Consider the following 21,918-nt stretch of genomic DNA (forward strand, 5'->3'; position numbering starts at 1 on the left):
CAAGGAATCCCCATGGCTTTTACCGATCCGTTCATCCGCCGCCCGGTGCTCGCCACCGTGGTCAGCCTGCTGATTGTGCTGCTGGGCTTTCAGGCCTGGAGCAAGCTGCCGCTGCGCCAGTACCCGCAAATGGAAAACGCCCTGATCACGGTGACCACCGCTTATCCCGGGGCCAACGCCGAAACCATTCAGGGCTACATCACCCAGCCGATGCAACAGAGCCTGGCCAGCGCCGAAGGCATCGATTACATGACTTCGGTGAGCCGGCAGAACTTCTCGGTGATCTCGATCTACGCGCGCATCGGTGCCAACACCGACCGCTTGTTCACCGAACTGCTGGCCAAGGCCAACGAGGTAAAGAACAAGCTGCCGCAGGACGCCGAAGACCCGGTGCTGAGCAAGGAATCCGCCGACGCTTCGGCGCTGATGTACATCAGTTTCTTCAGCAAGGACCTGAGCAACCCGCAGATTACCGACTATCTGTCGCGGGTCATCCAGCCAAAACTGGCGACGCTGCCGGGCATGGCCGAAGCGGAGATTCTCGGCAATCAGGTGTTCGCCATGCGCCTGTGGCTCGACCCGGTGAAACTCGCCGGCTTCGGTCTCAGTGCCGCCGACGTGACTGCGGCGGTGCGCCAGTACAACTTTCTCTCGGCGGCGGGCGAAGTGAAAGGCGAGTACACCGTCACCAGCATCAACGCCAACACCGAACTGAAATCCGCGGAAGCCTTCGCGGCGATTCCGCTCAAGGTCGATGGCGACAGCCGCGTGTTGCTGCGTGATGTCGCGCGGGTGGAAATGGGCGCGGAAAACTACGATTCGATCAGCTCGTTCGGCGGCACGCCGTCGGTGTATATCGGCATCAAGGCCACTCCCGGCGCCAACCCGCTGGACGTGATCAAGGAAGTGCGCAAGCTGATGCCCGAGCTGGAAGCGCAGCTGCCGCCGAACCTGAAAAGCGAAATCGCCTACGACGCCACGCTGTTCATTCAGGCCTCCATCGATGAGGTGGTGAAGACCCTGTTCGAAGCGGTACTGATCGTCATCGTCGTGGTGTTCCTGTTCCTCGGCGCGTTGCGCTCGGTGGTGATCCCGGTGGTGACCATTCCGCTGTCGATGATCGGCGTGATGTTCTTCATGCAGATGATGGGTTACTCGATGAACCTGCTGACGCTGCTGGCGATGGTGCTGGCCATCGGTCTGGTGGTGGACGATGCGATTGTCGTGGTGGAAAACATCCACCGGCACATCGAGGAAGGCAAGACGCCGTTCGATGCAGCCCTGGAAGGCGCCCGGGAAATCGCCATGCCGGTGGTGTCGATGACCATCACCCTGGCGGCGGTGTATGCGCCGATCGGTTTTCTCACCGGGCTGACCGGAGCGCTGTTCAAGGAGTTCGCCCTGACCCTGGCCGGCGCGGTGGTGATCTCCGGCGTCGTCGCCCTGACGCTGTCGCCGATGATGTGCGCGTTTCTGCTGCGCCACGAAGAGAATCCCGGCGGCCTGGCCCATCGTCTCGACCGAGTCTTTGAAGGCCTCAAGCGCCGTTATCAAAGCATGCTGCATGGCACGCTGAATACTCGGCCGGTGGTGCTGGTGTTTGCGGTGATCGTGCTGTGCCTGATTCCGGTGTTTCTCAAGTTCACCAAGTCGGAACTGGCCCCGGACGAAGACCAGGGCATCATTTTCATGATGGCCAGCGCGCCGCAGCCGACCAACCTCGACTACCTGAGCACCTACACCGACGAATTCATCACCATCTTCAAGGAGTTTCCCGAGTACTACTCCTCGTTCCAGATCAACGGCTACAACGGCGTGCAGGCCGGTATCGGCGGCTTCCTGCTCAAGCCATGGAATGAGCGTAGCCGCACGCAGATGGAAATCCTTCCCGAGGTGCAGAGCAAACTGGAGAGCATTCCCGGCCTGCAGATCTTCGGTTTCAACCTGCCCTCCCTGCCCGGCACCGGTGAAGGCCTGCCCTTCGAATTCGTGGTCAACACCGCCAATGACTATGAACTGCTGCTGCAAGTCGCCGAGCGCATCGAGAAACGCGCCATGGAGTCAGGCAAGTTCGCCTTCGTCGACCTCGATCTGGCGTTCGACAAGCCGGAAGTAGTGGTCGATATCGACCGCGACAAGGCTGCGCAGATGGGCGTGTCGATGCTAGACCTCGGCAGCACGCTGGCGACCTTGCTGGGCGAGGCGGAGATCAACCGCTTCACCATCGACGGGCGCAGCTACAAGGTCATCGCCCAGGTCGAACGGGCCTACCGCGACAACCCGGACTGGCTGAACAATTACTACGTGAAAAACACCCAGGGCGAATTGCTGCCGCTGTCGACGCTGATCAAGGTCAGCGACCGCGCAAGGCCGCGCCAGCTCAATCAGTTCCAGCAGCTCAACGCGGCGAAGATTTCCGGTTTCCCGCTGGTGAGCATGGGCGAAGCCATCGATACCGTGCTGCAGATTGCCCGCGAAGAAGCACCGGCCGGGTTTGCCTTCGATTACGGTGGTGCCTCGCGCCAGTACGTGCAGGAAGGCAGCGCATTGTGGGTCACATTCGCTCTGGCGCTGGCGATCATCTTTCTGGTGCTGGCCGCACAGTTCGAAAGCTTCCGCGATCCGTTGGTGATTCTGGTCACCGTACCGCTGTCGATCTGCGGCGCGCTGATCCCGTTGTTCCTCGGCTGGTCGAGCATGAACATCTACACCCAGGTGGGGCTGGTGACGCTGATCGGCCTGATCAGCAAGCACGGCATCCTGATCGTCGAATTCGCCAACCAGTTGCGCAAGGACAAGGGCCTGAGCGCCCGTGACGCGGTGGAGGAAGCGGCAGCAATTCGCTTGCGCCCGGTACTGATGACGACGGCGGCAATGGTGTTCGGCATGGTGCCGCTGATTCTGGCAACCGGCGCGGGCGCCGTGAGCCGCTTTGATATCGGCATGGTGATTGCCACAGGGATGTCGATTGGCACGTTGTTTACGTTGTTCGTGCTGCCGTGTGTCTATACCTTCCTGGCGAAACCGGATGCCAGATAAGCACATTTCCCTGTGGGAGCGAGCCTGCTCGCGAATGCGGTAGTTCAGTTGAATTGATGTCGACTGACACACCTTCGCGAGCAGGCTCGCTCCCACAGAGGACAGTATGTATCTTGAAAATTGTGGAATAAAAAAGGCCTCGCAATTGCGAGGCCTTTTATTTGGGCTTGAATCGTTTCAACTGGCTGGCCTCATCCCTTGGGACAGTCCGAACATGAACAACAGCAGATCATGATCAGGCTGGGTCGCCACGGAAGCCTTGGCCACCCGTGGAACCGAACAATGAGCGTCGTTCCCGGACGCCCCTATGACCTGCATGCGCGGCTGCTCCCAGGCAGCCACCGCCAGTGAAGCAACTGCCAAGGCCCCGATCAGGAACAAACCTCGTGCAATTTCGAGTTTCATCGCTATAAACCTTTGATAGCGCTGCCAAACGCCGTCTCATAAAAGTAGACAAGTTTCTTCCAGTCGGCATCGCGGAACGACGAATGGCGACGCAGTTGCTTCATGTCATGCTGCGCGGCGCGATAGGGGGTCAGACGCTGGCGGCACTTCTCCAGATCGATCAACGCCACTTCAACCTGCGCTGCTTCGCCCTCGCCGGTGACGCGAACGAAAACGTGCTTGATGTAAATGCAGCTGTGCTGCCAGCGGCCCTTGTGCATGCGCGCCAGGTTCTCGGCGAGGTCCTTGAGGACTTTCTCGTAAACCACGTCGCCACACTGATCGCGACCACCGGCAGCGGCCAGCCAGTGTTCCAGTTCCTGGAAACCATCGAGCGATTTGGTGACAAGCAGCGCGCGCCATTTGTGCTGCGGATCCGGCTGGGCGCCGCAAAAGACGATCTGCGGTACGCGCACGCCGAGTTTGCTAACGCCAGTCAGGGCGTCGAGTTCACGCAATACGGTCGGGCGACCGAAGGGGTGCAACCAACTGCGATAGATGTGCCCGGTCTGGCGCTTGGCGTACAAAAGCTGCCCGTCACGGTCGACGATGCGCTGCACCCCGCTTTCGCCACCACGGCGCACATTGGGCTCTTCAACCCATTCGCCGCGCTGGTTCCAGTAATAATCGAAACGATCCTGGGGAGCGACATCCGCTTCAACCGCTGCTTGCACTGCCATCCTCTACCTCTTGCGTAATACGTAAACTCGCCACATCGCATAGAGCGGTATGAAGTCCAGTTGTTCCTGAATGCGGAAACCCGCCTGTTCAAATTCTTTCTCGATCGTCGCCGCCGGAATCAGAAACCGATTCTGGTAATCATGACTTGGCCGATCCCGCTCGGCACGCTTGCGCTTCCAGGCCTTGAAATTGCCGTCGACCCACAACGAAACAATCACGCTGTCGCGGGTCACCCGCTCGAACTCGCGCAGGATCACCCGACGGTGCTCGGCCTCGCCGATGTGGTGCAACAGACGCATGCAAAAGATGCTGTCGACCGAGTTATCCGGCAGAGCGATATCGAATGCCGAGGTGTGCAGCGGTTGTACACGCTTGACCACCTCGGCCGGTTGTCCCTGCATCGCGGTCTTGATCATCGACTCGGAATTGTCCGCGCCGATGATCACCCGGTTGGGCTTCTCCGCGAGCATTGGCCAGAAACGCCCGGCACCGCAGGGCAGATCCAGCACCAGCCCGGGATCTCCCGCCAGCGCCAAGGCCTTGCGACCGACTTGCTCATCGCGCAGGTGCGACAGGCGGCGACCGAGGCTTTGCTGGTGCTTGCGCAGATATCGTTGTGCGTGTTGGTCGTCGTACTTTTCGGAAAAATCGAGCTTGATCGGGCCGGCCATCATCTGGACTCCTGTTCTGATGACGCCACCTTAAACAGCGGCGTGTCAGCGTCAGGTCATCCAATTGTGAAAAATCTGTCAGGTAAATCCGTAAATTATTACAACGTTATACAGGATTCAGACAGGTGTACGGGAGTAGCCTCGAGCCACTATTTGCTGGCATTCACGCCAAGATCTACCTCGAATCGGCAGCCATTGGGGTCCATCGTGCTCAAGCTGACCGTCCAGCCCTGGTTTTCGCAGATACGCTGCACCAGCGACAAACCCAGGCCCAGCCCTTCGCCACGCTTCTCGCTGCCGCGCACAAAGGGCTCGAACATCGCCTCGCGTTTTTCCTCGGGAATGCCCACGCCCGAATCCTCAACGACGAAACCGTTGGCGGTGAGCGTCAGGCGAATGAAACCCTGTTCGGTGTAATGCAGTGCGTTACGCAAAAGGTTACCCATCACCGCGTTCAGCAAGGTCGCGTTGTAGCGAGTATCCGCTGGTGTGCCCGGCTCGAATATCAGTGTCAGCCCCTTGCGCTCGATCGGCTCACGCCACAGGCACAGCAGGCTCTCGGCCACTTGTGTGAGGTTCTGCTGGGGCGCCGCTGCGGCCTCTTCGTTCTGCGTGCGCGCCAGCATCAGGAAGGTCTGTACCAGTTCGCGCATCTCCTCGCTGGCCCGGGCAATGCGCTCGACCTGGGCGCGACCGCGCTGATCGATTCCGGGGTTTTCCAGCAGCAGTTCGCAGGAACTGGCCAGGACCATCAGCGGCGTGCGCAATTCATGGCTGACGTCGCTGGTGAACAGACGCTCGCGGGTCAGTGCCTGACGCAAGCGCCCCAGGGTGGCATCGAACGCCACCGCCAGTTCACCGACTTCATCCGCCGCGTAGTCCGGCGCCAAGGGTGGCGCCAGCCCGAGCAGCTGGTCGCGATGACGGACCTGCCGCGCCAGGCGCACCACCGGCGCCATCACCTTGCGCGCGAGCACCCAGCCAAGAAACACCGCCAGCGCCAGACTGAGCACGAAGCCCACCAGCACCACCGCAAACAGCACGCGCTCGCGCTCTTCGAAATCGCTCTGGTCCTGCAGCAAGACATAACGCCGACCATCCACCACTTCGACCATGGCGTGATAGGACAGCTGCTCGCGAAAGACCTCATGGAAACCGGCATCGAGGTGACGCAGATCCTTGGGCAGGTCGAAATCCCCAGGCCCGCCACTGAAATAGAACAACTGATCCGGCTCGGGCCGATGGCTCCAGTCGGAGACATTGTCCATCAGCAGCAAACGTTGCAGGTCGCCGCCCAATCCCGCCGAAATCAGTTTCTCTTCCACCAGGTGCACCGTCGCAACGATGCCCATGGCGAAAGCGCCGGCGACCAGTGCGCTCATCAGCGCAAAGGCGATGATGATCCGCTGGGAAAGACTCTGCTTAAACTCCATCTCGCCCCTCGGCCAAGCGATAACCGACACCGTGCACGGTGTGCAGCAGTGGCTTGGCGAATGGCTTGTCGATCACCTGCCGCAATTGGTGGACATGGCTGCGCAGGCTGTCGCTGTCCGGGCAGTCATCGCCCCAAAGCGCTTCTTCGAGAATCTCCCGACGCAGCACGTGCGGGCTCTTCTGCATCAACACCGCGAGCAGCTTGAGACCCACCGGGTTGAGTTTGAGCAGCTTGCCTTCGCGGGTCACTTCCAGGGTGTCGAGGTCGTAGCTCAGGTCACCGACCTGCAACGCCCGGCGACCGCCGCCCTGAGCACGGCGCATCACCGCTTCGACGCGGGCCGCTAGCTCGGACAGCGCAAACGGTTTGATCAGGTAATCGTCGGCGCCGGACTTGAAGCCTTGCAGCCGGTCGTCGAGTTGATCACGGGCGGTCAGCATGATCACCGGCGTGTCACGCCGGGCGTCTTCGCGCAGGCGTTTGCACAAGGTGTAGCCGTCGATGCCGGGCAGCATGATGTCAAGCACGATCAGATCGTAATGCTCGGTCGCCGCCAGATGCAGACCGGACAAGCCGTCTTGCGCGCAATCGACGGTATAGCCCTTGAGGCCCAGGTAATCGGCCAGATTGGCCAGGATGTCACGGTTGTCTTCGACCAGCAGAATTCGCATGGACATCTCCTCCGAACGGGGTAACGGCCGTCTTGGCCCGCGCAGCTTACGGCCAAGTGTGGCTCAGGGCTAGGGGCGTTTTTCGATAAACCTGCACTGCGCGCGCTCCGACGTTTTTTTCACTTTCGGTTAACAAATCGCCGACGCCAGCGCGCGCAGACTCCGCGCGATTACGCTCTCCTCCGTTCATCGACCAAGGAACCTGCCATGGTGTCGACCTCTGCCCTTCCCGCTTCAAGACCGCTGAACTGGTGGTTGTGTCTGGGCATTCCCGCAGCGGCGGCGATCATTCTGCTGCTGCTCGAACTGACCGATCTGGACATGGTTCTGGCGCAAATGTTCTACGACCCGGTCGCGGGGGATTTCATCGGGCGGCACAGCTATGTGCTTGAAGACATCCTGCATGACCGGGCAAAACAGCTGGTGATCGGCTTCTCGGTGTTTGCCATTCTGGGTTTCATCGGTGCGTTTTTCATCGAACGGCTGAAACCGTTCAAGCGTGAATTGGGCTGTCTGGTGCTGTCGCTGGGGCTGGCGACTTCGTTTGTCACTCCGGTCAAAGCCGTCACCGCTGTGCAGTGCCCATGGAGCCTAGAGCAATTCGGCGGCCACGAGACCTACAGCAAACTCATGGAACATCGCCCCACCACGGACAAGCCGGGACGTTGCTGGCCGGGTGGCCATGCGGCGACCGGGTTCACCCTGTTTGCACTGTTCTTCGTGCTGCGCGACCGCCGTCCACGACTGGCGCGGCAGGCGTTTGTGTTCGCCTTTGCGCTGGGTTCGGTGTTCTCGATCAGTCGCATGATGCAAGGCGCGCACTTCTTTTCGCACAACGTGTGGACGGCGATTTTCTGCTGGCTGATTTGCCTAGGGGCTTATTACTGGGTGCTGTATCGCCCGGCTGGCAAGACTTCGACGGCGATGAACACACAGCCGATCAATGCCTGAAATAAAGCACCTGTGGGAGCGAGCCTGCTCGCGAATTGTCGGCTCAACTGGCTTGCATGTCGGATGACAGACCGCTTTCGCGAGCAGGCTCGCTCCCACAGGGGGATACCAGTGAGCTTCGAAATTGGGGTAATAAAAAACCCCGCTGACTTTCGCCAGCGGGGTTTTGCGTTACAGGGCCAGGGCTGGCTTACATCATGCCGCCCATGCCACCCATGCCGCCCATGTCTGGCATACCGCCGCCAGCTGCACCTTCTTTCTTCGGTGCGTCGGCAACCGCTGCTTCGGTGGTCAGGATCAGACCGCCGATCGAGGCTGCAGCTTGCAGAGCCGAACGGGTTACCTTGGTTGGGTCCAGGATGCCCATTTCGATCATGTCGCCGTATTCGCCGGAAGCAGCGTTGTAACCGAAGTTACCTTTGCCGTTCTTCACTTCGTTGACGACGACGCTTGGCTCGTCACCGGAGTTGGCAGCGATCTGACGCAGCGGCGCTTCAACAGCGCGACGCAGCACAGCGATACCGACGTTCTGGTCAGCGTTGTCGCCGGTCAGCTCGGTCAGTGCTTCCAGAGCACGGATCAGCGCCACGCCGCCGCCAGGTACCACGCCTTCTTCAACGGCTGCGCGGGTTGCGTGCAGGGCGTCTTCAACGCGGGCTTTCTTCTCTTTCATTTCAACTTCGGAACCAGCGCCAACCTTGATCACTGCAACGCCGCCGGACAGCTTGGCCAGACGCTCTTGCAGTTTTTCACGGTCGTAGTCCGAGGAAGTTTCGGCAACCTGGGCGCGGATCTGAGCGATACGGCCTTCGATGTCTGCCTGCACGCCAGCACCGTCAACGATGATGGTGTTTTCCTTGGACAGGGTTACGCGCTTGGCGTTACCCAGGTGCTCCAGGGTGGTGCTTTCCAGGCTCAGACCGATCTCTTCGGAGATAACGGTACCGCCGGTCAGAACAGCGATGTCCTGCAGCATGGCCTTGCGACGGTCGCCGAAGCCCGGTGCCTTGACGGCAGCGACTTTGACGATACCACGCATGTTGTTCACAACCAGAGTCGCCAGGGCTTCGCCTTCAACGTCTTCGGCCACGATCAGCAGCGGACGGCCGGCTTTGGCAACGGCTTCCAGCACTGGCAGCATTTCGCGGATGTTCGAGATCTTCTTGTCGACCAGCAGGATCAGCGGGCCGTCGAGCTCGGCAACCATGGTGTCCGGCTTGTTGACGAAGTATGGCGACAGGTAGCCACGGTCGAACTGCATGCCTTCTACAACCGACAGTTCGTTTTCCAGGCCCGAGCCTTCTTCAACGGTGATCACGCCTTCTTTACCGACTTTTTCCATGGCTTCGGCAATGATGTCGCCGATGGAGTTGTCGGAGTTGGCCGAGATGGTGCCGACCTGAGCGATGGCTTTGAAGTCAGCGCATGGCTTGGACAGGGCTTTGAGCTCTTTGACAATGGCGATGGTCGCCTTGTCGATGCCGCGCTTCAGGTCCATCGGGTTCATGCCGGCAGCGACGGCTTTCAGGCCTTCGTTGACGATCGACTGAGCCAGAACGGTAGCGGTGGTAGTACCGTCACCAGCGTCATCGTTGGCACGGGAGGCAACGTCTTTGACCAGCTGCGCGCCCATGTTTTCGAAGCGGTCATCCAGTTCGATTTCTTTGGCGACGGAAACGCCGTCCTTGGTGATGGTCGGAGCGCCGAAGCTCTTCTCGATAACCACGTTACGGCCTTTCGGGCCCAGGGTCGCTTTTACCGCGTCAGCCAGAACGTTGACGCCTTTGAGCATCTTGGTGCGGGCGGCATCGCCGAACTTAACTTCTTTAGCAGCCATGATCGATATTCCTTAAATACTTTGTAGTAGCGGGAAAATGAACGGGGATATCAGCCTTCGATAACCGCGAGGATTTCGTTCTCGCTCATTACCAGCAGGTCTTCGCCATCGACTTTCACAGTGTTGCTGCCGGAGTAAGGACCGAACACAACCTTGTCGCCTTCCTTCACGGACAGTGCACGCACTTCACCGTTTTCCAGAGCTTTGCCCGGGCCTACAGCGAGAATCACACCGTGGTTGGCTTTTTCAGCAGCCGAACCTGGCAGGACGATACCGCCAGCGGTTTTCTTTTCTTCTTCGCTGCGACGGATGACGACGCGGTCATGCAGAGGACGAAGCTTCATTGTCGATCTCTCCTAATTGTGGTTTTCATCGGCCGGTGTAGTCCCGGCGGGTTTAACGAATCCGGCCTGCGCCGGTTGCGGTCCGTCGAGCGAACCGCGCAAGTCTGTCCGGTTTGAATACCGGAAACCTTTCGGTGACCGATACATAGGGGCGTACAAGCCGATTACAAGGGCTGGCGGAAAAAATTTTTCATCGCCACACCGTAAAAAAGCGCCATAAACGAGCACGGCACCCGAGGGTGCCGTGTCGATGCTGATATCACTTGTTGTCGCGGTGTTCGAACTCGCCTTCGATCACATTCGGCTCTCGACCGAGCGGCTCGCGCGGAGCCGGGCCGCCACGGGGTTGCAGGTCGTCGGCGAAGGCACGCTGGCGCATGGCCTGGTCTTCAGCACGCTGGCGCATCTTGTTCGCCAGCAGACGACGGGTGACCGGCAACAGCATCACCAGACCGACGACGTCACTGATGAAGCCGGGAATGATCAACAGGCCACCGGCCAGTGCCAGCATCAGGCCTTCGAGCATGGTCTGCGCGGGCAACTCGCCGCGATTCAGGCTTTCCCGGGCACGCAATGCGGTGGCCAGACCGGCGACGCGCAGCACGAACACACCGAACATCGAGCCGAGAATGATCAGCAGCAGGGCCGGGAAGAACCCGATAGAGCCTGCCACTTTGACGAATACGAACAGCTCCAGCACTGGAAACAGCAGAAAGAGCAACAGAAAAGGGCGCATCAAAGTTTCCTCAACGCAAGAAATGCCTTGCAGTAAGCCCTAGATGACGTCGCCCTTGCGTGAATTCAAGCTTAACTTTGCGCTTTTTTCGGCCAGGACTGGGCGTGAGCCAGAGAAACCAAGGCCTCGCGCACTTGTGTCGGCGTATTACATGGCGCCGCGAAGGGCAACCAGTAGACGGCCTGACCGATGCGCAGGTGCATGCCCTCGCTGTCGATGCCGGCCAGTTGCGCCGGCGTGCTGTTGGGCAGCCCGGCCAGCTCGACGTAATGGGCGATGGCTTTGGCATGGTCGCTGTTCATGTGCTCGACCATGCTGATTTCCGCTTTGCCGGCGAACGGGTTGGCCAGGGTCAGATCGTCGATCCAGTGGATCGCACCAAAGCCGCCGATGTAGCGATGGCGCACCGGATCGAGCACCCAGAAGTCGAAGTCGTGGGCCTGGTGATAATTCTGCGAGTCGGGGAAATAGCGGTAATAGCGTTCGGCGGCAGCGTCGATGGCTGCCGGTTCTGCGAGCTTCTGCGCTTCGGCCAGATAAGTCAGCCGCCCGACCGCCTGCACATCGTCGGCCTCGCGCTCGCCCACCAGCATCGAACACTTCGGATCTTTCTGCAGGTTATGCGTGTGCTGGGCGATGCGGCTGATCAGGATCAGCGGCCGGCCTTGCTCGTCCAGGCAATACGGCACAACCGAGCCAAAGGGAAAACCCGGCATCGATTTGGAGTGGGTCGACAGCACTCCTCGGTATTCCTTGAGAAGCAATTCTCGGGCATTCTTCGCCACTTCAGCGCTCAATTTGTGACTCCTTAAATGGGTTCCGTCTAGAAAACGGACAGGCGCGCAGCGAAAAGTAACCGGCGCGCATCGGGCAAATGTTCGTGTGCTACCAGGCCTGACCGGTGCCGATCGAGCGTTGCCGACAACAAAAACAACTCAGACCTGCCAGCGGGACATGCGAATGCAACTCAACGACAAAGTAATCATTATCACCGGCGGTTGCCAGGGTTTGGGCCGTTCCATGGCCGAGTATTTCGCCGGCAAGGGCGCGAAGCTGGCCCTGGTCGATCTGAATCAGGAAAAACTCGACGCCGCCGTGGCCGCCTGCAAAGCCAAAGGTGTCGAAGCGCGCAGCTACCTGTGCAACGTCGCCAATGAAGAACAGGTCGAGCACATGGTCGCGCAAGTGGCCGCAGACTTCGGCGCCATCCACGGCCTGATCAACAACGCCGGGATTCTGCGCGATGGTCTGCTGTTGAAGGTCAAGGACGGCGAGATGACCAAGATGAGCCTGGCGCAGTGGCAGGCGGTGATCGACGTCAACCTGACCGGCGTGTTTCTCTGCACCCGTGAAGTCGCAGCGAAGATGGTCGAGCTGAAGAACAGCGGCGCGATCATCAATATTTCGTCGATCTCCCGCGCAGGCAACGTCGGGCAGACCAACTATTCCGCAGCCAAGGCCGGCGTCGCAGCGGCGACCGTGACCTGGGCGAAGGAGCTGGCGCGTTACGGCATTCGCGTGGCGGGCATCGCACCGGGCTTCATCGAAACCGAAATGACTTTGGGCATGAAGCCGGAAGCGCTGGAGAAGATGACGTCGGGGATTCCGCTCAAGCGCATGGGCAAGCCCGAAGAGATCGCCCATTCGGCGGCGTATATCTTCGAGAACGACTACTACACCGGGCGGATTCTGGAGATGGATGGCGGGTTGCGCATCTGACTGTCACCCTGAAACAAATGTGGGAGCGAGCCTGCTCGCGAATCCGGTGTGTCATTCAACCCATTGGTTGTCTGATCTACCGCTTTCGCGAGCAGGCTCGCTCCCACAGGTTTTTCAGCGCTGCTGATGGATCAATCGTCGCTGATGGTGATGTTCGGCATCGCCGGCGTGGCGGCTTCCTGCAACACGATCCGCGCGCCGACGTGGCGGGCCAGTTCCTGATAGACCATGGCGATCTGGCTGTCCGGCTCGGCGATTACGGTTGGCTTGCCGCCATCGGCCTGTTCGCGGATCAGCATCGACAGCGGCAGCGAGGCCAGCAATTCGACGCCGTACTGGGTGGCCAGTTTCTCGCCACCACCTTCACCGAACAGATGCTCGGCATGCCCGCAGTTCGAGCAGATGTGCACCGCCATGTTTTCCACCACGCCCAGCACCGGAATGTTGACCTTGCGGAACATTTCCACGCCTTTGCGTGCGTCGAGCAGTGCCAGATCCTGCGGCGTGGTGACGATCACCGCACCCGCCACCGGGACTTTCTGCGCCAGGGTCAGCTGGATGTCGCCGGTGCCTGGTGGCATGTCGATGACCAGATAATCCAGATCGCCCCACGCGGTTTGCGTAACCAGTTGCAGCAGCGCCCCGGAAACCATCGGCCCGCGCCAGACCATCGGCGTGTTGTCGTCGGTCAGGAAGGCCATCGACATGACTTCCACGCCGTGGGCCTTGAGCGGCACAAACCACTTCTGATCCTTGACCTCAGGACGGGTGCGCTCGGGAATGCCGAACATGATGCCCTGGCTCGGGCCGTAGATATCGGCGTCGAGGATGCCGACTTTGGCGCCTTCGCGCGCCAGCGCCAGCGCGAGATTGGCAGCGGTGGTGGATTTGCCCACGCCGCCCTTGCCGGAAGCGACGGCGACGACGTTCTTGACGTTGGCCAGCCCGGGAATCTGCGCCTGGGCCTTGTGCGCGGCGATCACGCTGGTGACCTCGACGCGAGCGATGACCACGCCGTCGAGGTTTTCGATGGCCAGTTGCAGCAATTGCGCCCAACCGCTCTTGAACAGTCCGGCGGCGTAGCCGATTTCCAGCTGCACATTGACGCGGTCACCGATGATCTCGATGTTTTTCACGCAACCGGCGCTGACCGGGTCCTGGTTCAGGTAAGGGTCGGTGTATTGGCTGAGGACGGCTTCCACCGCTGCGCGAGTGACGGCGCTCATGGGCAACTCCGATAACAAGACTGGAAAGAATGGCGGCTATCGTACGCTGGACACCGATTTGAGGCGAACAGATTACTTGCGCTGAAAAGCCACCGTGGTGAGGGGATTTATCCCCGTTCGGCTGCGCAGCAGTCGTAAAGCCATTGCACTCGGACTATCTGATACATCGAAGTTTGCGGTTTTCGGGCGGCTTCGCCACCCAGCGGGGATAAATCCCCTCGCCACAAGAACACTCAAAGTACCCAGTGGCGCAGGGGTGAAAAATATGCGCCGGCGCTTTATAGTGGCCGACCTCCGTTTCATCAAGTAGCGAAGCCCCATGTCCGAGCCACGCAAGATCCTCGTCACCAGCGCCCTGCCCTACGCCAATGGTTCGATTCACCTTGGCCACATGCTGGAATACATCCAGACCGATATGTGGGTGCGCTTCCAGAAGCATCGCGGCAACCAATGCATTTATGTCTGCGCCGACGACGCCCACGGTTCGGCGATCATGCTGCGCGCGGAAAAGGAAGGCATCACCCCGGAACAACTGATCGCCAACGTGCAGGCTGAACACAGCGCCGACTTTGCCGACTTCCTTGTCGATTTCGACAATTTCCACTCCACTCACGCCGAAGAAAACCGTGAGCTGTCGAGCCAGATCTACCTCAAGCTGCGTGACGCCGGGCATATCGCCCAGCGCTCGATCACCCAGTATTTCGACCCGGAAAAGAAAATGTTCCTGGCCGACCGCTTCATCAAGGGCACCTGCCCGAAATGCGGCACTGAAGACCAGTACGGTGACAACTGCGAAAAATGCGGTGCGACCTACGCGCCGACCGATCTGAAGGATCCGAAGTCGGCCATCTCCGGCGCCACCCCGGTGCTCAAGGATTCCCAGCACTTCTTCTTCAAGCTGCCGGATTTCCAGGAAATGCTTCAGGCCTGGACCCGCAGCGGCACCCTGCAGGACGCCGTGGCCAACAAGATCGCCGAATGGCTGGACGCCGGCCTGCAGCAGTGGGACATCTCGCGCGATGCGCCGTACTTCGGCTTCGAGATCCCGGGCGAGCCGGGCAAGTATTTCTATGTGTGGCTGGATGCGCCGATCGGTTACATGGCCAGCTTCAAGAACCTCTGCAACCGTACGCCGGAGCTGGACTTCGACGCGTTCTGGGGCAAGGACTCGACCGCCGAGCTGTACCATTTCATCGGCAAGGACATCGTCAATTTCCATGCGCTGTTCTGGCCAGCCATGCTCGAAGGCGCCGGCTACCGCAAGCCGACCGGCATCAACGTGCACGGCTACTTGACCGTCAACGGCCAGAAAATGTCCAAGTCGCGCGGCACCTTCATCAAGGCCCGCACTTATCTGGATCATCTGTCGCCGGAATACCTGCGCTACTACTACGCGGCCAAGCTTGGCCGTGGCGTCGATGACCTCGACCTGAACCTCGAAGACTTCGTGCAGAAGGTAAACTCCGACCTGGTCGGCAAAGTGGTCAACATCGCCAGCCGTTGCGCCGGGTTTATCCACAAGGGCAACGGCGGCCTGCTGGTCGACAACAATGCCGCGCCGGAGCTGACCGAGGCTTTCCTCGCCGCCGCGCCGAGCATTGCCGACGCCTACGAGGCCCGCGACTTCGCCCGCGCGATGCGTGAAACCATGGCCCTGGCTGACCGTGCCAACGCCTGGATCGCCGACAAGGCGCCGTGGTCGCTGAACAAGCAGGAAGGCAAGCAGGATGAAGTCCAGGCGATCTGCGCCACCGGCATCAACCTGTTCCGCCAGTTGGTGATCTTCCTCAAACCGGTACTGCCGCTGCTGGCCGCAGATGCCGAGGCGTTCCTCAACGTCGCGCCGCTGACCTGGAATGACCACACCACCCTGCTGGCTAATCACCAGCTCAACGAATTCAAGCCGTTGATGACCCGCATCGACCCGGTAAAAGTGCAAGCCATGACCGACGCATCGAAAGAAGACCTGACCGCCAGCCAGACCGACACTGGCGAAGCCAAGCCTGCGGGCAACGGCGAACTGGCCAAGGATCCGCTGTCGCCGGAAATCGATTTCGACGCCTTTGCCGCCATCGATTTGCGCGTCGCTTTGATCGTCAAGGCCGAACACGTCGAAGGCGCCGACAAGCTGCTGCGCCTGACCCTCGACATCGGTGACGAGCAACGCAACGTGTTCTCCGGGATCAAGAGCGCCTACCCGGACCCGTCCAAGCTCGACGGTCGCCTGACCATGATGATCGCCAACCTCAAGCCACGGAAAATGAAGTTCGGTATTTCCGAAGGCATGGTGATGGCAGCCGGTCCCGGCGGCGAAGAGATCTACCTGCTGAGCCCGGACAGCGGCGCCAAGCCGGGTCAGCGCATCAAGTAAGACGTTGCCGCAAAACGATCCCACCGACGTGCTCTGCATGCCGGTGGGATTTTTCATATCTGGCCCGATAGTGCCTACCCTTAAGAGACACCCGCCCGTTTCGCTGGCAGAACCATGACCGAACTCGTGTTAACGCTGATCAGTGCTGCGCTGCTCAACAACTTCGTGTTGCACTGGCCGCTGGGCGTCGCTCCGCTGCTGGCGGGCAGCCGACGCCAGGTCCATGCGCTGGGGTTGGCGACGTTGTGCCTGATGGTGGTGGTCGGCGTTATCGGTCAGGCGATCTGGCAGTGGATATTGGTGCCGTTGCAGCTTGAAGCGCTGCGCCTGTTCGTGTTTCTGCCATTGAGTGTGTTGTTGATCGCGCCGCTGCTGAAACTGCTGGCGCGCGGCCTGCCCGATTGGCCGTTCGCTGGATTGTGGCCGCTGCTGCTGGGCAATGCCGGGGTACTCGGGCTGGCCTTGATCAATGCGCAAAACGATCATGGCCTGCTGCACGCGACAGCTTTGAGTTTGGGTGCAGGGCTGGGTTTCTGGCTGGTATTGAGTGTGTTCTGCGACCTGCGCGAGCGCACGGTCGACAACGATATTCCCCTGCCCTTTCGCGGCCTGCCGATCGATCTGATCAGCGCTGGACTGGTCGCAGTGATTTTTCTCGGATTCAGTGGATTGATCAAAACATGAGTCTGATTCAACGCATCGATGCCCTGCTGCCGCAGACCCAATGTGGCAAGTGCGGCCATCCCGGATGCAAACCCTATGCGCAAGGCATTGTTGATGGCGAGCCGATCAACAAGTGCCCGCCGGGCGGCGAGGAGACTATCGCCGCCCTGGCCGATCTGTTGAAAATACCGGTCCTGGAACTGGACATCAGCCGTGGCCCCGCACCGCCGCAAATCGCCTTCATCCGCGAGGCCGAATGCATCGGCTGCACCAAATGCATTCAGGCCTGCCCGGTCGACGCCATCGTCGGCGCGGCAAAACTCATGCACACGGTGCTGATCGACGAGTGCACCGGTTGTGATCTGTGCGTTGCGCCGTGCCCGGTCGACTGCATAGAAATGCATCCTTTGCCTGCGAACACGATCCCAGTGGTTGGCGGTCTCGCATTCGATCTCGAAGAACAGCGCGCCCGCGCTGAAAAGCGTGACCATGCGCGCCAGCGTTTCGAGCGCCGCAACCAGCGCTTGCTGCATGAAGAACAGCAAAAGCAGGCTGAACGTGAAGCGCGAGCCGCGCGTGCGGCACAACCGCAAGTATCGACCGCCGACCCGGTGCAGGCTGCGCTGGAGCGGGTGCGTGCACAAAAAGCCGCGAACGCTGATGCGGCGCTGAAGAAGGCCAAGGTCGATGTGGCGATGAGTCGAGCGCAACTGCACAAATCGCTGAAAGCCTTCGGTCACCCGCCGACGTTCGAGCAGCAGTCGCAATTGATCGTCCTGCAGCAACAATTCGAAGCCGCCGAGCAAGCGCTGGCGAACCTGGAAAGCAGCCAACCGGTGATTCTCGCCGTTCCCGCACCGACCAACGACGCCGAACTGAAGCGAGCCAAGATCCAGTTGGCCATGCGCCGCGCCGAGTTGAAAAAGGCTCAGGCAGCGGAGGCTGCGCCGGAGCAGATCGCAGCACTGGAGCAAGCCGTGAGTGACGCCGAGCGCCGGGTGCAAGACCATGCCGCCCCTTGAGCCAGTGGACGATCGCCTGCAACAGGCGATGAACACCGTGCTGCTGGCCGCTGTGCCGGGTCTGCTCGCTTTATTCTGGCTGTATGGCTGGGGCGTGTTGATCAACCTTTCCCTGGCGGTTGTCAGTGCTTTGCTCGTCGAAGCGGGCGTCGCCTGTCTGCGTCGGCAAGCGGTGCAAGCGGCAATGCGTGATGGCAGCGCGCTGGTCAGTGCGATGTTGCTGGCCGCCGCGCTGCCGGCTTATTGCCCTTGGTGGCTGACGGTCATTGCGACCGCTTCAGGTCTGTTGTTCGGCAAACATCTGTATGGCGGCGTCGGCAAAAACCCGTTCAACCCGGCGATGCTTGGCTTTGTCCTGAGCATGGTGCTGTTCCCGCAAGCGATGAACCATTGGCCCGCTCATGGCCTGGACTTTCTTGCGGCGCTGCAACAGGTTTTCAGTCCAGCGCAGGCGCCGGACGCGTGGGTGCAAGCCACGGCACTCGACAGTCTGCGCATCAATAAAAGCCTGACCATGCAGGAGCTGTTCGCCAGCAACCCGGCCTTCGGCCGCTTCGGCGGGCGCGGTGTGGAATGGGTGAATCTGGCGTTTCTGCTCGGCGGCCTGTGGCTGTTGCAGCGGCGGATCTTTTCCTGGCACGCACCGGTGGGCATGCTCGCCAGTCTGTTCGTCATCAGCCTGTTGTGCTGGAACGGCTCTGGGTCGGATTCCCATGGTTCGCCGCTGTTTCACCTGCTCAGCGGCGCGACCATGCTCGGTGCATTTTTTATTGTGACCGAGCCGGTGTCCGGCGCGAAAAGCGCCCTTGCCCGCCTGCTGTTCGGTGTTGGCGTCGGCCTGCTGACTTATCTGATTCGCACGTGGGGTGGTTACCCGGACGGCGTCGCGTTTGCGGTATTGCTGATGAATCTTCTGGTGCCGGCACTCGAACGCTTCGCCCTCAGCCGCCAGTCGAAGGTGAACGCGTGAACCGCTCAGCGAGTGTCGCGACGGTGGTGCTGCTGGCACTCGTTGGCATGAGTGCGACATACGTGTTGCAGCGCAGCAGTGCACCGCAGATTGCCAGCGAGCAGCGCTTGCTCGACAGCCGCAAATTGCTTGATGTCATGCCTGCCGCGCTCTACGACAATCAGCCGCTGGAGCTACCGCTGACGCTCGCCGAGCCTGCTTTGCGCCATAGCACGCTGTCGGGCGGCTATCGAGCGACCCGCTCCGGTCAGACAGTCGCGGTGCTGTTGCGCAGTCGCAGAGAAGGTTACGCAGGTACTCTGGAACTGCTGATTGCCATTGATGCTAATGGCAAACTTTTAGGCGTGAAAACCCTTGAGCAGCGCGAAACGCCAGGATTGGGTGGTTACATCGGTGAATGGCCGAATGCCTGGCTTCAGGCCTTCATCGGCAAATCCCGTACTGAGCCGACAGACGCCGGCTGGGCGCTGAAAAAGGATCAGGGGCAGTTCGATCAGATCGCTGGCGCGACCATTACCTCCCGTGCCGCCATTGACGCAATTCATGACGCACTGCGTTATTTCGATGAGCATCGGGCGCTGCTGTTGGGGACTGGCCCATGAAGCGCACGGTGAATTTATTGATGCTGGTGCCGCTACTGGGCGCCACACCAACATTCAGCGCTGCACTGGGGATAACCTTGATGCTCAGCGCGGTACTCGGTGTATTTGCCGTCTGCATGTCGCCGCTACGCGAGCGCCTCACGGGCACCCGTGCATTGCTCGCCAGCCTGATAATCGCCGCGACGTTGACCAGTTGCGCGGATATTGTGGCGCAACGCTGGTTTTTGCCATGGCAGCAGACGTCTGAGCTCTACATAGGGCTGATCGCCTTGCACTGCGTCGTGTTTGAATACCACGGTGCCTTCCGCGAGCCCGTCGCTGTCAGCTTCAAACGCTGCGCAATGTTCGGCGCGCTCATGCTGGTAGTCGGCGGGCTCCGCGAGATCATCGGTTATGGCAGCCTTGGCCGAGGCCTTTCGGAGCATTGGCCAGGTCTGGTTTTGTTCCCCGAAGGGCTGCGTCTGATTACGCTGGTTCCCGGCGCTTTGGTTTTACTGGGCCTGCTTCTCGCCGCCCGTCAGGCGTGGACACGCCGCAATTCTGTCATCAAGGAAACGCATCGCCCATGAATGCTGCAAAACGTCTTGAGATATTTCGCCGACTGCACGAAGACAATCCCGAGCCGAAAACCGAACTGGCCTACTCTTCGCCGTTCGAGCTGCTGATTGCGGTGATTCTTTCGGCGCAGTCCACCGATGTCGGCGTCAACAAGGCGACCGCCAAACTCTTTCCCGTCGCCAATACACCCGCCGCGATTCATGCGCTGGGTGTCGAGGGGCTGTCCGAGTACATCAAGACCATCGGCCTCTACAACAGCAAGGCGAAAAACGTCATTGAAACCTGCCGTTTGCTGGTTGAGCATCATGGCGGTGAAGTCCCGCAAACCCGGGAAGAACTGGAAGCCCTGCCGGGCGTCGGACGCAAGACCGCCAACGTGGTGCTCAACACCGCTTTCCGCCAATTGACCATGGCGGTCGACACGCACATTTTCCGCGTCAGCAATCGCACCGGCATCGCGCCGGGGAAAAATGTGGTGGAAGTAGAAATGAAGTTGATGAAGTTTGTACCGAAAGAATTCCTGCTCGACTCTCATCACTGGCTGATTTTGCACGGCCGTTATGTTTGCCTGGCGCGTAAACCGCGCTGCGGCAGCTGCCGCATCGAAGATCTATGCGAATACAAACATAAAACTTCTGACGATTGAGCGGTCATCGGTTTTTCGCATCCATCGATTGAAAAAATCTTTTTTACCCGCCGCAGTAATGTCGATATAAGGAGCGCCAAAGGCAGTCTTAGCCGGGAGTTGACTTCATGAGTACCGACACAGAGCAACTGGATGTAGAAGAGGATCTTATTACCACCGACGCCGATGAGGTCGAACCGGTGGTTGAAGTGGCCAAGACCAACCTTAGCAAGCGTCGCACAATCGACAACCTGCTTGAGGAGCGCCGACTGCAAAGGCAACTGGCCGACTACGATTATGATCTGTGATATCTGAAGGCCTCCCTAGACGGAGGCTTTTCATTTTCTGCGACAACCGAGCTTGATCGGCCCATGACGTTCTCAGCTGTCGAATCGTTCAAACCAGGCCGTTGCGCTGCGCCAGCTCGATCAGATCAACCAGAGAACGCGCATTGAGTTTCAGCAACAGGCGAGTCTTGTAAGTACTCACGGTCTTGTTGCTCAAAAACATGCCATCGGCGATTTCCTTGTTGGTCTTGCCGCGCGCCAACTGCTGCAACACCATCATTTCCCGCCCGGACAGACGATCAACCATGTCCGCTTCACTCGCATTGCCCAGACTGGTGCGCACAGTGTGCAGCGCCTGATTGGGGAAATAGCTGTAGCCGGACAGTACTGCCTTGATCGCACTGAGCAATTCGGTCAGATCCTGCTGTTTGCACACGTAGCCCGCTGCGCCCGATTGCATGCAACGCATTGAAAAATGCCCGGGAGCCTGGGAAGTCAGCACCAGCACTTTCACCGGCATGGCAGTGGAGGTCAGGCGCGCAATAACTTCCAGCCCGTCGAGTTTGGGTATTCCAATATCCAGGATGACAAGATCGGGTATTTGTTCACGAGCAATTTGTAGTGCATCAACGCCATTATCCGTTTCTGCAATGACTTCGTAGCCATGCCGTTCCATCAGCATACGTACCGCAAGTCGAATGACGGGGTGGTCATCCACGATCAGCACTTTATTCATGGGCAAGTCCAGTTTTCGCTGTTCGAATTTTTAGAACACGCACGATATCCCAGTCACTTGCTTCAAGGCATGGCAACTTTTACACGCATTTGCATCCAGAGACATTCCCTACAGGCATTGAGGATAATTCCCACAAATTCGCTGCCCTTGCCCCATTGCAACCGCCTTCCGATCTTTCATACACCGGCGGAGTTTGATCTTCATGCAGTCGAGTCCTACGCCATGCTGGGTCGTTGGAAAACTTCAACAGGCGCAATTACGAACCTTCATACACGATGATTTACCTGTCAAATTGGCCTTGGGCAAGCACTGGGACATACGACGTAACGA

General features: G+C 59.7%; 22 protein-coding genes. 11 read left to right on the forward strand and 11 right to left on the reverse strand.

The window, feature by feature from the left end:
* The first annotated feature begins 12 nt into the window (after positions 1–12).
* Entirely contained in the window at positions 13–3,039 is a 3,027-nt protein-coding gene (locus AB4N73_RS15735) for a multidrug efflux RND transporter permease subunit (protein ID WP_460142290.1), read from the forward strand.
* A 177-nt stretch (positions 3,040–3,216) separates the two neighbouring features.
* Here the strand turns inward: AB4N73_RS15735 and AB4N73_RS15740 are convergent, their stop codons facing one another.
* The 5 genes from AB4N73_RS15740 to colR form a co-directional block, all read right to left on the reverse strand.
* Positions 3,217–3,444, reverse strand: a complete 228-nt coding sequence (locus AB4N73_RS15740; RefSeq protein ID WP_041479852.1) for a hypothetical protein — start codon at positions 3,442–3,444, stop codon at positions 3,217–3,219.
* A 2-nt stretch (positions 3,445–3,446) separates the two neighbouring features.
* Complete coding sequence (locus AB4N73_RS15745) at positions 3,447–4,163, reverse strand: lipopolysaccharide kinase InaA family protein (protein ID WP_024014147.1); 717 nt, start codon at positions 4,161–4,163, stop codon at positions 3,447–3,449.
* Positions 4,164–4,166: 3 nt separating this feature from the next.
* Positions 4,167–4,835 carry a class I SAM-dependent methyltransferase gene (locus AB4N73_RS15750; protein WP_041480029.1) on the reverse strand — a complete coding sequence of 223 codons (669 nt, stop codon included), beginning with the start codon at positions 4,833–4,835 and terminating at the stop codon, positions 4,167–4,169.
* A 149-nt stretch (positions 4,836–4,984) separates the two neighbouring features.
* Positions 4,985–6,268, reverse strand: a complete 1,284-nt coding sequence (locus AB4N73_RS15755; RefSeq protein WP_041479854.1) for a sensor histidine kinase — start codon at positions 6,266–6,268, stop codon at positions 4,985–4,987.
* Positions 6,258–6,941 (reverse strand): two-component system response regulator ColR, encoded by a 684-nt coding sequence (colR, locus tag AB4N73_RS15760; protein WP_041479855.1) that lies wholly within the window; start codon positions 6,939–6,941, stop codon positions 6,258–6,260. Before colR ends, AB4N73_RS15755 begins: the two co-directional genes overlap by 11 nt.
* Positions 6,942–7,148: 207 nt before the next feature.
* Here colR and AB4N73_RS15765 point away from each other — a divergent pair, with 207 nt between their 5' ends.
* Positions 7,149–7,892 (forward strand): phosphatase PAP2 family protein, encoded by a 744-nt coding sequence (locus tag AB4N73_RS15765; protein WP_460142291.1) that lies wholly within the window; start codon positions 7,149–7,151, stop codon positions 7,890–7,892.
* 190 nt (positions 7,893–8,082) lie between these two features.
* Here the strand turns inward: AB4N73_RS15765 and groL are convergent, their stop codons facing one another.
* The 4 genes from groL to AB4N73_RS15785 form a co-directional block, all read right to left on the reverse strand.
* Positions 8,083–9,729: a chaperonin GroEL gene (gene groL, locus AB4N73_RS15770; protein WP_016773419.1), complete on the reverse strand. Its 1,647-nt coding sequence runs from the start codon at positions 9,727–9,729 to the stop codon at positions 8,083–8,085.
* Positions 9,730–9,779: 50 nt separating this feature from the next.
* Positions 9,780–10,073 (reverse strand): co-chaperone GroES, encoded by a 294-nt coding sequence (locus AB4N73_RS15775; protein WP_007916610.1) that lies wholly within the window; start codon positions 10,071–10,073, stop codon positions 9,780–9,782.
* Positions 10,074–10,332: 259 nt separating this feature from the next.
* The gene (locus tag AB4N73_RS15780; RefSeq protein WP_016773418.1) at positions 10,333–10,809 is read right to left on the reverse strand and encodes an FxsA family protein; all 477 of its coding nucleotides are present in this window, start codon (positions 10,807–10,809) and stop codon (positions 10,333–10,335) included.
* A gap of 71 nt (positions 10,810–10,880) precedes the next feature.
* The gene (locus tag AB4N73_RS15785; RefSeq protein ID WP_041479857.1) at positions 10,881–11,606 is read right to left on the reverse strand and encodes a HugZ family pyridoxamine 5'-phosphate oxidase; all 726 of its coding nucleotides are present in this window, start codon (positions 11,604–11,606) and stop codon (positions 10,881–10,883) included.
* Between the two features lie 163 nt (positions 11,607–11,769).
* On the opposite strand from AB4N73_RS15785, the gene AB4N73_RS15790 reads away from it, so the two are divergent.
* Positions 11,770–12,528, forward strand: coding sequence for an SDR family oxidoreductase (locus AB4N73_RS15790; RefSeq protein WP_095181795.1), 759 nt, complete (start codon positions 11,770–11,772; stop codon positions 12,526–12,528).
* A gap of 131 nt (positions 12,529–12,659) precedes the next feature.
* Here AB4N73_RS15790 and apbC read toward each other — a convergent pair whose 3' ends face one another.
* Positions 12,660–13,754: an iron-sulfur cluster carrier protein ApbC gene (gene apbC, locus AB4N73_RS15795; RefSeq protein ID WP_024014150.1), complete on the reverse strand. Its 1,095-nt coding sequence runs from the start codon at positions 13,752–13,754 to the stop codon at positions 12,660–12,662.
* A 319-nt stretch (positions 13,755–14,073) separates the two neighbouring features.
* On the opposite strand from apbC, the gene metG reads away from it, so the two are divergent.
* The 8 genes from metG (at position 14,074) to AB4N73_RS15835 (ending at position 20,873) form a co-directional block, all read left to right on the forward strand.
* Positions 14,074–16,125 carry a methionine--tRNA ligase gene (metG, locus tag AB4N73_RS15800; RefSeq protein WP_095181794.1) on the forward strand — a complete coding sequence of 684 codons (2,052 nt, stop codon included), beginning with the start codon at positions 14,074–14,076 and terminating at the stop codon, positions 16,123–16,125.
* Between the two features lie 114 nt (positions 16,126–16,239).
* On the forward strand, positions 16,240–16,809 hold the full coding sequence (locus tag AB4N73_RS15805; protein ID WP_150637387.1) for an Rnf-Nqr domain containing protein: 570 nt from the start codon (positions 16,240–16,242) through the stop codon (positions 16,807–16,809).
* Positions 16,806–17,810, forward strand: a complete 1,005-nt coding sequence (rsxB, locus tag AB4N73_RS15810) for an electron transport complex subunit RsxB (RefSeq protein WP_460142292.1) — start codon at positions 16,806–16,808, stop codon at positions 17,808–17,810. Before AB4N73_RS15805 ends, rsxB begins: the two co-directional genes overlap by 4 nt.
* A complete protein-coding gene (locus AB4N73_RS15815; protein WP_460142293.1) occupies positions 17,797–18,780 on the forward strand; it encodes an RnfABCDGE type electron transport complex subunit D in 984 nt (327 codons plus the stop codon). Before rsxB ends, AB4N73_RS15815 begins: the two co-directional genes overlap by 14 nt.
* Complete coding sequence (locus AB4N73_RS15820; protein ID WP_150741900.1) at positions 18,777–19,382, forward strand: RnfABCDGE type electron transport complex subunit G; 606 nt, start codon at positions 18,777–18,779, stop codon at positions 19,380–19,382. Before AB4N73_RS15815 ends, AB4N73_RS15820 begins: the two co-directional genes overlap by 4 nt.
* Entirely contained in the window at positions 19,379–19,951 is a 573-nt protein-coding gene (locus AB4N73_RS15825; protein WP_150741899.1) for an Rnf-Nqr domain containing protein, read from the forward strand. The genes AB4N73_RS15820 and AB4N73_RS15825 overlap by 4 nt, the downstream gene beginning before the upstream one ends.
* The gene (gene nth / locus AB4N73_RS15830; RefSeq protein ID WP_150741898.1) at positions 19,948–20,586 is read left to right on the forward strand and encodes an endonuclease III; all 639 of its coding nucleotides are present in this window, start codon (positions 19,948–19,950) and stop codon (positions 20,584–20,586) included. Before AB4N73_RS15825 ends, nth begins: the two co-directional genes overlap by 4 nt.
* A gap of 107 nt (positions 20,587–20,693) precedes the next feature.
* Complete coding sequence (locus AB4N73_RS15835) at positions 20,694–20,873, forward strand: PA3496 family putative envelope integrity protein (protein WP_252878819.1); 180 nt, start codon at positions 20,694–20,696, stop codon at positions 20,871–20,873.
* A gap of 88 nt (positions 20,874–20,961) precedes the next feature.
* Here the strand turns inward: AB4N73_RS15835 and AB4N73_RS15840 are convergent, their stop codons facing one another.
* Entirely contained in the window at positions 20,962–21,588 is a 627-nt protein-coding gene (locus AB4N73_RS15840; protein WP_016773408.1) for a response regulator transcription factor, read from the reverse strand.
* Between the last annotated feature and the right edge of the window lie 330 nt (positions 21,589–21,918).

It is taken from the genome of Pseudomonas sp. S3_B08 (assembly GCF_054667725.1).